6 protein-coding genes are annotated in these 11,247 nt (G+C 51.2%); 1 reads left to right on the top strand and 5 read right to left on the bottom strand.

Annotated elements, in window-relative coordinates; genetic code table 11:
- Positions 1-17: 17 nt before the first annotated feature.
- The gene (locus tag ACO0LI_RS05275) at positions 18-1,313 is read left to right on the top strand and encodes a hypothetical protein (protein ID WP_422953208.1); all 1,296 of its coding nucleotides are present in this window, start codon (positions 18-20) and stop codon (positions 1,311-1,313) included.
- A gap of 53 nt (positions 1,314-1,366) precedes the next feature.
- Here ACO0LI_RS05275 and ACO0LI_RS05270 read toward each other — a convergent pair whose 3' ends face one another.
- The 5 genes from ACO0LI_RS05270 to ACO0LI_RS05250 are packed head-to-tail and all read right to left on the bottom strand — an operon-like array spanning position 1,367 to position 11,134.
- A complete protein-coding gene (locus tag ACO0LI_RS05270; protein ID WP_423031421.1) occupies positions 1,367-2,233 on the bottom strand; it encodes a hypothetical protein in 867 nt (288 codons plus the stop codon).
- 29 nt (positions 2,234-2,262) lie between these two features.
- On the bottom strand, positions 2,263-4,101 hold the full coding sequence (locus tag ACO0LI_RS05265) for a CHASE2 domain-containing protein (protein ID WP_423031419.1): 1,839 nt from the start codon (positions 4,099-4,101) through the stop codon (positions 2,263-2,265).
- A 6-nt stretch (positions 4,102-4,107) separates the two neighbouring features.
- Positions 4,108-7,281, bottom strand: coding sequence for a beta strand repeat-containing protein (locus ACO0LI_RS05260; RefSeq protein WP_423031417.1), 3,174 nt, complete (start codon positions 7,279-7,281; stop codon positions 4,108-4,110).
- The gene (locus ACO0LI_RS05255) at positions 7,278-9,587 is read right to left on the bottom strand and encodes a CHAT domain-containing protein (protein ID WP_423031415.1); all 2,310 of its coding nucleotides are present in this window, start codon (positions 9,585-9,587) and stop codon (positions 7,278-7,280) included. Before ACO0LI_RS05255 ends, ACO0LI_RS05260 begins: the two co-directional genes overlap by 4 nt.
- 11 nt (positions 9,588-9,598) lie before the next feature.
- A complete protein-coding gene (locus ACO0LI_RS05250; RefSeq protein ID WP_423031413.1) occupies positions 9,599-11,134 on the bottom strand; it encodes a ShlB/FhaC/HecB family hemolysin secretion/activation protein in 1,536 nt (511 codons plus the stop codon).
- Positions 11,135-11,247 lie beyond the last annotated feature (113 nt).

The raw sequence follows: 11,247 nt of genomic DNA, 5'->3' as shown, positions 1-11,247 counted from the left end.
TCGATGAAAGCAAATTTATGAGTTTTGTACGCCGTGTCCAGCAAGATAAGTATGATGTCTATGATAAAGAAGACGTGCATGCGCGCTTAAATTTCTTCAAGAATCTGCAAACCATCACGAATGCCATCCATTCGACCAGCAATATCGAGCAAATCATGCTTGATCTGTCGCACGATATCTGCGATCTGTTTGATTGCGAGCGCCTGACACTATATTCGGTCAACTACAAGAAAAATGCCATCGAATCCAAGGTCAAAACTGGTTTGACCTCATTCAAGGATTTTGCCCTGCCTATCTCTGAAAAAAGTGTGGCTGGCTTTGTCGCCATGAGCAAGCAGACAGTCAATATTCTGAATGTGTATGACGAAACTGAACTCAGGAAGCATTCACCAAAGCTGGAATTTTTGCGCCGTGTTGATCAACGCACTGGCTTTCGCACCAAGCACATGCTGGTCGGCCCGCTGATCCATGAACAAAGCAACGAATTGCTGGGTGTGCTGCAACTCATCAATAACCGCAATGATTGCCAGTTCCCGCCACTGCTGGAAGAAGGTTTCAAATACCTGCGCAATACCCTGGCTGTGGCTTTCGCCCAGCGTCTGATGTCACCACAGGTGATTCATACCAAGTTTGATTCACTGATCAAGTCATCGATATTGTCGATACCTGAACTGGGCCTGGCAGCGCGTGCGGCGCGCCGCAAGGGTGTGGACGTGGAAGAAATCCTCATCGATGAATTTGAAGTCAGCCTGACCGATATAGGCAATTCTCTGGCGACATTCTTTGAATGTGAATACCAGCCTTACAAGGCCGACCGTGCCCGCCCGGAGGCCCTGAAAAACTTTAAGCGCGCCTATGTAGAAGATCACCACTGGGTCATCCTCGAAGAGAATGCTGACAGCCTGACCGTCATGACGACTGACCCTGAACGTGTCATGGCTTCACGTATCGTGCATAGCCTCTTTCCTATCGCCAAAATACAATACGTGGTGACGACACAAAGAGAATTCAGGCAAACGGTGGATCAGTTCTTTGGTGATACTGAAGCCGTTGTTGCTGCTACCGAACAAACAGCGCAAGATGCAATTGATACTGTCTCTGCCTCAGAAAAAGCGTTGATCGCACAAGTCAGGGAAACCATACAGGATGCCTTTGCCAAGAGTCATCCCGAATTCCAGATTGATGTGCGCTCACGCGAAGACAAGACTGTCAGCCGCATGCACAAGGACGGATCTGTCCAGCGTATCGCAGGCCAGGTCATTGTTGATTTCCATGTCGATTTTCTGGATACCGGCATGAATACAGCAGCATAAAATACTGCGCATAGTAAAACGCCACGGTCAGAAATGAGCGTGGCGTTTTTTGTTTAAGGAGCAGCTTCAGACAGCTTTTGCAAGTCAGGTCGCTGCCTTGCTATCTGTTGCCACACTTGCCTGGCCTCAGCAAAAGCGCGCTTGCTTTGCAACATGGCTGCATACATGACCCAGTCTTCAACGCCTGCATTGTCTTCTGGCTTCAATTCATTGAGGCTATTGGCTTCTGCCTTGCTGGCCATTTTGAATTCAACCCTGGCGGTGTATGTCTTGCCATCTTTGGTCGAGACATAAGCGACTTGCCAGCGATAAGTTGTACCCTCTTCCAGCTTTATCTTTTCTGGTAATTGCCAGTTATTCTCTTTGGTTTTTTCACTGATGATGAGTTTCTCATCCATGTCAGAAATGCTGATATCAAACTCAGCCGCTTCAGCAGAAATCCAGCTAAAGCCAGGGCGCTGGCCCAGCAACAGGGAATTGTTTTCTGGTGTAACGGCAACGATGCGCGGTGGCACCTGGCGCATGCGTACGGCACCGGCAATGACATTGCTGGTTTCTGCCGCACGCACGAGTTTTTCTGCCATGGGCCGGACTACCGCTTTTTGCCCTTGCAAACTGGTGACGCCGTCTTTTTCTATGCTTACCGTTGCAGGACCTGTCAGCTGATACACGGAGCGTGTTGCATATAAAGACAGCGAAGCCTTGGCACCAGGGTCCAGCGTAATTTGCATTTTTGGTTGCAGGTAAGCCAGCAACTGCAGTTTGGATGTCGCTCCATTGACTTCCATCTTGCCATTGCCCTGCACGTCCAGCACCATGCCCAGTGCAGCGTCAGCACGTGCCAGGCCGCAAGTCAGCACTGCGACGAGACTGACCATGATGGCCAGATAGGCTCTCAATCCATTCATACTTTTTTTCATCATCACACCCATCAATTAAATTGCGGTATTTAAATTTCAGTAACAGCAGATACTGGCTGCCAGCCCCATACGGCAATGGCAGAACGTCCTTTGAGGTTTTTATCACCGAGCGGGGTCAGCATGTCAGCTTCTGCCAGGCTGGCAAGCACGGCCTGCGAACAGACAACAGGATAACCGACATCCTTGCACAAACCCTCTATCCTTGCAGCGGTGTTGACGGTGTCACCTATGGCCGTGTATTCGTGCCGCTCTGCTGAACCGACCTGGCCAATGACTGCATCGCCCGCATGCAGGCCTATACCTATCTGCAATGCAGGCTTACCTTCTGCCGCAAATTCCAGATTCAATGTATCCAATGCAGCCAGCATCGCCTGCGCGGCATTGAAGGCATTTTGTGCTGGGTTGTCGAGTCGCTTGGGTGCGCCAAAAAATGCCATCATGCCATCACCAATAAACTTGTCTATGGTACCGCCATGTTCATGCACAGGCTTGCTCATGACGGCAAAATAGCGATTCAAGAGACTGACCACATCCTCTGCCTGTGCATGTTCACACAAAGTGGTGAAACTACGGATATCTGAAAACAAGACACAAACATGCAAACGCCTGCTTTGTGAAGTCTGGTCTATACGCCCCTCAACTATCTCCTGCATGACAGCAGGACTGACGCGGCCAGAAAAAGCCTTGCTCAGCCTTTGCTTGTCGATGTAATGCTGCCAGGCTTGCCATGCACTGCTGCTGCTCAAGGCCAGCAAGCCAGTCAGAAAAACTGTGGTTGGCGGCACCCATACATCATATTGCATCGCGATGCTGCTAGCTGCGAACAGACCCACAGTCGCCACTGCAAACACCAGCACTTTAATGCGTATGCTGCGACCCAGCCAAAACAGTACAAACAAGGCAGACAAAGCAAACAGACTGAGCGTGCCAGCGTGCTGCAATAAACGCTGATTCAGTATGCTGCGCAATAACTGTGCATGAGCCAGTACACCAGGATTAGGATCATTCACTGGCAACCAGGCTGCCAGTGACACTGGCAAATCTACCAGATCAGTCGCATCCATGGTTGCACCGAGCAAGACGACTTTACCTGCAAAACGTTTTTGTAATTCTGCTGTTTTACCCTGTCCCGCAAGCTTCAAGACTTCTTGTAGCGGGACATATCTGAAGCGCTCACCCAAACGGTAATTGATCAGACCATTCCAGTCTTGCCGTACCCCTGCTGCGGCCGCTATCTCAGTCGCCAGGCCACGCTCACTGCGGTCGGGCTGGCAGTCACGTCCTGGAAAGCGGCGTATGCGCTGGTCGCTATCGCGGCAAAATTCAGCTGAGGCAACAGGCTGGAATTGCTCCCCCTGCATGCCTAACACGGCTGCGTAATCCACCTGGATATCACGGTAATGCGCATGCTTCAAATCCCAGATTTTGGCAGTGACCAGCGGAGTGTTCTGTATGCTGTCGAGCAGACCACTCAGCAATATTTTATGAAAATCAACTGCGTCCTTGCGGGTAGAGATCAGACTGTCAAAGCGCTTTTCAGGCAGGCTTAAATCCATGCCTACTACTTTGGCTCCGGCCTGGTTCATGGCTTTCAGAAAATTGGCCAGATGCTCATGATTCAGGCTCAACGGCTCATCGACTTCATCGAGAAAGGCTTCATCTATTCCCACTACAACAGGGTCTATGGCTATTTTTTGAGGGGAGTATTCACGCGACAATTTGAATTGCAGATCGAGAATTTTATTGTCTATCGCAATGACCGCAGGCAAACGCAGCAAGATCGAGGCCACAACAAGCAGCACCAGCAAACCCAGCACTTGCAGCAAGCGCGGGGTGAAAAAATCCTGCAGGCGTCTGGACTTAGTCATGGCAACTTAGTATCTCAGTAAGCCAGTGGCTGTGGGCAATAAGCCGCCTCTTCCAACCAGACTCAGGGAACTACCGCTACCCAGCCGGCACAAGTCTGCCGCCAGGTCAGCAAAATCATAAGTCTGCGCATTCAAATTCACCAGGCTGGCAGAGAAATCGACTTGCGGGCTACTCAGTCTGACAGCCCCGTTCACGCCATCAGGTGCTGCAGCCTGTATCAAATTCTTGCCACTACCATCAAACTTTTGCGGCGCACCGCCAAGTAGCAATTGATTACCGCTGGCGATGGTGGTATTGACTTGTATGTTCACATTACCACCACTGGCAGCCTTGGCCGCAGTATTTGCCTGGACGAAGCCACTGCGCAGTATCAAGGCTGGTGCACTGATGCTGATGTCACCACCATTACCGGTCTGCATACCTGTCACGGAGGTAGTGATTTGTGAGCGCTCAAGTATCAAAGCGCCTTTACCCTGTACCGTAATTGCACCGCCATTGCCATCAAAAGCACTGGTGTTGATATTACTGTTTTTGGCAAACAAGCGGTGAGCGTAGTTGAGGCGAATATCACTGGCCGCCACATTGCCACTGGCAAAAGCAGTGATCTGCGCTTGCTGTAATGTGATATTTGAGGCATCAATTGCCAGCAGGGTCTTGGCTGGCAATTTGTCGGCGCTGACCTGGGCAGCATTGTTAATTGACACTATGCCCTGATCCATGTTCAGGCTGTCTGTCGCCTTGATATTCACATTGCCGGTATAACCACTGGATGCAGCGCCGGCTTCAGAACTGATGATGGCATTGCTATCTACACGAATTTTACTGGCATTGACATTGACTTCACCCGCCTGGCCTTTGGCATAGGCACTTGATGAAATCAATGCTGCGTTGCTCATTTGCAGTTGACCCGCAGTGACATTCACGGTACCGGCATTGCCGACTGACCTGCTGGTAGATTCATCACCCGCATTGGCGCTGCTGAAGATGCCGGTACTCAAGACCTTGGGATTGCCCGCATCGTCCTTCACGGGATTACTGAGCTTGCCATCGAGGCTGATGTTGGCAGCATTGACCTTCACCGTACCAGCCGAACCAGTGGTATAACTGGTCGTCGCGGACGATATCTGACCACCATCCTTCAATGACAGATTGCCTGCCACACTGACAGCTACATTTCCTGCATTGCCTTGTGCCTGCGTGCCAGCATCACTATAGATGCCGGTCGCCAGACTTTTGCCATCAATATCAAGGCTGGCAGCATCAATGCTGACGCTGCCGCCATTGCCAACAAAATGGGTGGCAGAAGAAATCCTGGCACCGTTTTGTATCTGCAAAGACTGACTGGTCTTGACTGCGATATTGCCCGCATTACCGATGCCTATAGTTTCTGCCAGAATGCCACTGCCGTCACCATCGAGAGCCACAGAGTTGGCAGCCACATTGATAGAACCGCTATTGCCGCGTGTGTAAGTTGTGGTGGATATACGCCCGCCACCAGCCAGTGATAATTTACCGGACAGGCTCACATCAATATCACCACCATTACCACTACGGAAGCTGGCTGCGGTGCGGAAATCGCCAGCGTCACTATAGATGCCCGCTTCCAGTCCCTGACCATCAATGCTCAGGCTATTACCAGCAAACCTGATCTTGCCAGCCTGCCCTGTATCAAATGCCGAGGTTGAAATACCACCTTCAGAAAATATGGAAGTAGCCCCGCTAACATTGACGCTGACATTACCGGCATTGCCAGCAGCGCCAGAAATACTGTTGATGCCGGTAGAGATGCCATTGCCATTGATCAGTAATTCTGCCGCAGTGACCTTGACATCGGCACCCTGCCCAGCAGAATAAGTAGCAGAGGAGATTTGTGCGCTGTTCAATATACTGAGCTTGCCTTTGGCAGTGGCCTCGACATTGCCAGCATTGCCTGTGCCTTTATTGGTGGTGCTGAGCAAACCAGTGTAAGGGCCATTGGCCTCTGCGCCATCCAGCATGATGTCGCCGGCATTCACACGCACATTGCCAGCATTGCCTGAGGTATAGCTTGATGAGGAAATGACGGCACCATTCAGGATATTGAGTTTGCCAGCCACATTGATGTCAAGATTGCCTGCATTGCCATAAGCCTCGTTAGCCTGGCTGAAAATACCTGTCACCTGGCCCTTGCCATCCATGCTGACACTACCTGCATCCAGCTTGATGGAACCGGCATTGCCAGAACTGAACGTAGAAGTCGAAATACGGCCAGCATTGACGATGCTGAGCTGCTGGTTTGCTGCAATAGAGATGTCACCCGATTTTGCGCCGCCGTCATTGGCATTGCTGAAAATACCCGTAGGCTTGCGCGCATCCTGGCCGTCAATCAGAATATCCCCAGCCTGTACTCGCACCTGGGCACCATCGACATTGCCACTCACAGACGCATTGATGCTGCCGCCATTGAGGATACTCAACTTGCCACCCGCTGCAGGCAAATCACCGGCAAAACCAACTTCCAGCTTGCTCTTGCCAACAGCAGCCACACGCACTGCCGCGCCGGGTGCAAGCAAGCTGGCGTCATTGACTGTGATATCGCCAGCGGCCAGGGTCAGCGCTTGTTGCGGACGGACATTGACTGCCGCGCCATTCCTGAATTCGAGAGTGGCAGAATTATTACCCAAAAATCCAAAAGCCTCAGGCGCGGCAGCAGACAGGGTGCTGGCTTTTGCCGTATCGACATAAAAATTTCCATCTGCAAATTTCACATAATCTGCTGTACTGATATGCAAACCTGCGGGTACATCGATGGCAGCACCTGCACCAATAATCACACCAGCAGGATTGATGAAATAAAAATGCGGCTGGTTACCCGCAGATGCACTGAGTTTCAACAAACCATTGATATTCGAGGCTGCACCGCCAGTGACGCGGGCTATAACATTTTGCAAAGCCGTCGTCGTAGTGAAAGTGGCAGACTCGCCATTTTCTATACTGAAGTTTTTAAAGCTGTGAAATAAATTGCCTCCCTTGGTCGATCCCAGGCTTTGTGGTACAACAAAATTGCCACTGAGGTTTTGTACGGCACCAACTGTGCCGTCAGTCGTAGCACCAGCGTAAACAAATGCAGGCACACTCCCAAAAGCCAAGGACAGGCTTAATCTGAGCAAGCCCATCTTATGTAATTGCCTAGTCTTCATAACCAGCTCCCGACCATGATGAATGGTGCCCAATAAAATGGATGACTGAACTGATTATTCTTCATCAATTCCAATTGTGCCTTTTGCAAAGCCTGCGCCTTGCTAGTGGCAGGTTCTGCCAAGCGGCGGTAAAACTGCCCCATCAGCAAAGTTGCCGCATCATCTGATACTGGCCACAATGAACCCAAGGCACTCCTGGCCCTGGCTTTGAGAGCCGCACCACTCAGGCCCAGTGGTGCCCTGTCATCACCCTCAGCGGTTTCACAAGCAGACAAAGTCAACAATTCCAGCTCCTGATTTTTCATGCTGCCTGCCAGTAAAAACCCTTGCAGATTATCCATGGTGATCAAGTCATCATGCGCCATGACAAAGGTACTGTCGGCAGTGCCGCCAAATACACCGTGTGAAGCAATGTGCACAATCTGGTAATCCCCTGTTTTGACTTTTTGACTGAATGCAGCGACGGTAAATTTCGCATTCAACAGAGTCTGGCTGCTGGTCAGTTTTTCCAGCGTACGGATTTCTTCATCGACGCCAGCGAGCGCCAGCATTTGCTGTAATTGCTGATGCTGTGCTGGCTTGTTCAAGATAGCGGCTTCGCCTGCTTTGGGAATATTACGCAGGCTGCGCGTCAACACAGCCCTGGCAACTTGCCTGCCATTTGCAGTCGTTTGTGGATTCGCTGCCAGCAATTGCTCGACCATGGCACCGGGCAGTTTATCAAGCACTGCACCTGGTTCACTCATGCCTGCCAGCAGTGTTTTGTATGCTACCCCATCGCGACGGCGTACACTGGTGTTGGTCAGGCTCAGGGCCGGCACCACGGCGATCGCATATTTTTCTATGGCAAATTGCTGACCATCATGCAAGGCCGCAAAAGGTAAAAGGCGCAATACGCCATCTGGAACAATGACAAGCGTGCTTATACCTTGTTGTGCGAGTTCAGCATCTACTGGTGCCAGCAAAGCCTGATACAGCCGTTTTGCCTGAGGCTTGAAAGAGAGATTGTCTTTCAATATATTGCCGAAATCCAGCACGTCGGCGCGCATCTTTGCGGCAGACATAGTAATACTATGGCTATACATGCCCTTACTTGTTTCCAGCAAAAGCTCAAGCCTGTCGGACAAGATGATGGGATAGAGTATCGCGGTATCATCAGCGATCACATCATTCTTGCCAGCCTTACGATTGGCCCTGGCAGTATCAACAGCACAGCGGTCACCCAGGTAGTCTTGCAATTCTGTTTGCTTCAGCAATTCCAGCACATCGCGGGCGCGACGCAATTGTGCATTTTTTTGTACATCATCCAGTTGCGCGGATGTCTGCAATAGCAAATCTGCCAGCCCCAGATACACAGGCTCCAGGGTTTCACGGAACGAAGAACGACCATCCTGATATTCGACCGGTATGTCAGTACGTATCGCCTCTATGTGCTCGAGAGCTCTTTGATAGGCGGCGATTGCCTCAGTATTTTTTGCTTGCGCCCGCAAGATACGGCCATGACGCCATTCGACATTGATGAGCAAGTCATGCGCTTCCTGGCCCTGTGAAGCCAATAATGCCTGGTCAGTCAAGGCCAGGGCATCATCGTAACGATGTGCATCTTCATAGAGCTCGGCGAGCTGGTCCAGCGTCTCAAGTTGTAATCTGGCCTGGCCCAGTTTTGTCGCGACTTTGCGTGCGTGATCGAATGCCTGGAAAGCCAGGCTTTGCCCTTCCGCCCCCAAAGCCCTGGCTTGCACGCCAAGATTCAGGCTATAGCGAGCAGCTTGTGGCTGTTCTCCTGCTTGTATCAGTCGCTGCCACAATGCCTGCAGGTTTTTCAGCTTGGCTGCCGGAGTCAGATTTTTTAACTCCAGTTTTTGCCTGTTCAGTCCGACGCTGATTGCGATTGCGGCATCCGATGGAGCCAATTGCAGCGCCGTATCGTAGTAGTAACGCGCCTGCTCTGCATGCCCCTGTTGCTGCTGCCAGTTGCCAACATCAATCGCATAGCCAGCCTTGTCCAGTTTATTGCTGGCGTGATCAAAGGCAAATACCAGGTAGGGTTCTGCCTTGGCTGCCTGGTGCGTCTGTATATAAGTCTGCGCCAGAGCAGATGCTGCCTTGACTTTATCTGCAGTCTGATCAGCCCTGGCATAAGCAGTTTGCAAGACAGACAATGCCTGGGTATAACTGCCGCTGGCACATTCACGCACGCCCTGATCCTGCGCGGCATCGTTTGCAGATGCGAGCAAGTGAACCGACATTGCCAGTACACTGGCAATCAACATACATCTGGCTGGTGAGGCAAATTTCTTACGCATATGCCGCACTCTCAAAATAAATGGTAAGACAATTGGGCATGCACGCCATGGTCTTGCAAGTTGCCACTGCTCTGCCCCGGCAGAGTGATGAGCTTCCTGGCCATGAACAAGTCGGCTGCCCAGTTTTGCCATTGCCAGTTCATGCCCACACCTATCGAGGCTAGTCTTTGTGCAGCCTCGCCTTGGTTGCTGGCTGTTGCCAGATCAGTAAAGGCAATAAGCTTGAATTTGTGCCCGGCTTCCAGCCAGACTGGCAAGGGGTAATGGTATTCTGCATTCAGCAACCACGCACGGTCTCGTACTACAGCGTTTTCTCTGTAACCGCGAACGGTAGCGACGCCACCCAGCGAGAATCTTTCCATAGGCAACAAGCGGTCTGGCGTTTGCTGGACAGAAGCGCGCAAAATTATTTGATCACCGGCTTTGCCGAGGTTTTTGACATACTGCAGCTGCCCTGTCCAGATGCGGTAATGCTGATCAGGTACCTGCAAGCTGGTATCACTACTGTCTATATTATTGCGGCCAAAAGCAAACACACTGCGCAAGGCCAGGGCCTGGGTTTCCCAGCGTTCTGTCCACTCCTGGGAAAAGCGTATTACTTTGGTTTTTGAATAACCGTCAGGCTCACCAGGTGTGAAGGAAAACGCTTCGCCCAATAAACTGGTCTGGCTATCGCGCTGGCTATAGCTGAAGCCGAGTTCGATTTTTCTTTGCAGGCTATTCGATAAAGTCTGGCTCATACCAATTTCATAACCCGAGCTACGGCTCTTGATATCGATCGCTGCCATGGATTCACCGACAACAGAAGAGCTGCCTTTATCAAGACCCAGCTTGAATGCAGTGCCACGGCTATTCACTGGCATGGTCCAGCCAAGATGCACAGGGTCGGCACCTTCGCTATGGGCGACACTGGCTTCCAGATAATCGCCATAGCCACTCAGATTGCGCACCCAGCCTGACATGCCCAAAACTTCTGATCCTATTGAGGGCGCACGGTAGTTATTGGCATAGAGATTCAGGCCATAGGCTTTGGCACGAACAACATCGATGTCCAGTATGGCAGTACCCGGCTTGTCACCGGGGATGATGCGGCTATTGATTTTTTCAAACAAAGGGTCAGTCAGCAAGAGCTGGAAACGCTGCTGCAAGACTGGCATATTGAATACTTCGTCATCCCTGAGCAGGCGCTGCTGCAAATACGCAGGCCGCAGTCTTTCTTCCCCCTTTACCCGCACTTCCGAAATGCGCCCTTCTATCAAGCGTATGCTGACTATGCCTGATGGAAAAGGCTCGCTACCCTCTGCCACGATCAGAACGGCACCAGAATTGAGGTAACCACGTTCTGCATACAGGCGTGAAATACGGGTGCGCAATTCTTCCAGATCAGCATAAGTGGTGCGCTTGCCGAGATAAGCTGCCGACATTGCTTGCAATTCTGTACTGCTGATAACGGCATTGCCACTGAACTGAAACTCCCTGACCAGCACACCTCTGGCTATCGTTTGTACAGGAGGTAAATCATTGGCGAAAACGACATCTGGATTCAAGCACGCCAACACAATACAGGCCGCGATCCGTGAAGTACCTGACACTGCAGGTCTTGCAAAAATAGAATTCCACATCGTTATTGACCGCCAGTACTGAGAAATCGATATGCGGT

The organism is Undibacterium sp. Tian12W (assembly GCF_049339405.1).
Classification (GTDB): domain Bacteria; phylum Pseudomonadota; class Gammaproteobacteria; order Burkholderiales; family Burkholderiaceae_D; genus Undibacterium.
This window is presented reverse-complemented; position numbering and strand designations above follow the sequence as displayed.